We start from the raw sequence: 1,242 nt of genomic DNA on the forward strand, positions 1-1,242 counted from the left end.
GGAAAATAGACTTAATGATACGTCTGATATAAAAACAATAGCTATAGATGAGCAAAATAGTCAAACAATATATCAAAGTGAAGAATCAAACAATTTACTACAATATAGTAAAGCAAAAGATTTGGGTTATGTAATTTATACGTCAGGGACTACTGGGTTACCTAAAGGGGTAATGGTTGAATATCATTCAATTGTACAAGTATTATTTGATAAACATTTTAATAATAACACGCAAAAGTCTGTTTTATGGACTTCATATGTATTTGACGTTTCTATATATGAGATGTTTAGTAGCCTATGTTTTAATAAGCAGTTATATATTGTAGATAGTAATACTAAATTAAATCCTTTACCCTATTTCGAGTATTTAGAATTTAATAAAATAGAGTTTGCTTATATTCCGCCATTTTATATCAAAGAGCTATCTTATTATTTAAAAGATACTAGTATTGGTAAGCTTAGCGTAATTCTTACTGGGGTAGATAAAATATACTCTAGAGATACTACAAATATTTTAAATAGAGGAATTAAAATAATAAATGGCTACGGTCCTTCTGAAACAACTACTTGTAGTACGAAATTTTTTATAGATAGATTAAGTAGTGAAAGAGAAGTAGTACCTATAGGGATGCCTTTAGATAATGAGAAAGTATACATCCTAGATAACTACAACCAGCCAGTACCGATTGGAGTAGTTGGAGAGCTATATATAGGAGGAGCAGGATTAGCTAGGGGCTATTTAAATCGATCTGAATTAACAGCAGAGAGATTTATATCTAATCCATTTGCAACAGAGAGTGATATATCTAAAGGTTATACTAGGCTGTATAAGACGGGAGATTTAGTTAGATGGTTAGCAGATGGTAATATTGAATATATAGGTCGCAATGATGATCAGGTTAAGATCAGAGGTTATCGTATTGAGTTAGGAGAGATTGAGAATCAATTATCTGCTATAGAAGGAGTTAAGCAATCCTGTGTATTAGCTAAGGAGAGAAATAATAATAAGTACTTAATTGGTTACTATGTATCTGATAAAAAGTTATTAACTCAAGAAGAAATACTTAATCAGTTATCTAAGGTGTTGCCAGAATATATGATACCGAGTGCATTAGTTGAGATTGACGCAATGCCATTGACTATTAATGGTAAATTAGATCGTAAGACATTACCTGATCCTGAGTTTATTAATGAAGATCGTTATGTAGCCCCAACTACGGAACTTGAAGAAAAATTATGTAA

Annotated in this window: 1 protein-coding gene; it reads left to right on the forward strand. The window is 30.8% G+C overall.

Annotated elements, in window-relative coordinates; genetic code table 11:
• The coding region (locus F3D62_RS12520; RefSeq protein ID WP_150468577.1) for an amino acid adenylation domain-containing protein at positions 1-1,242 on the forward strand (1,242 nt) is incomplete at both ends.

Origin of the sequence: Francisella sp. SYW-9 (assembly GCF_008711465.1) — a bacterium.
In the GTDB taxonomy this organism is placed as follows: Bacteria; Pseudomonadota; Gammaproteobacteria; order Francisellales; family Francisellaceae; genus Francisella.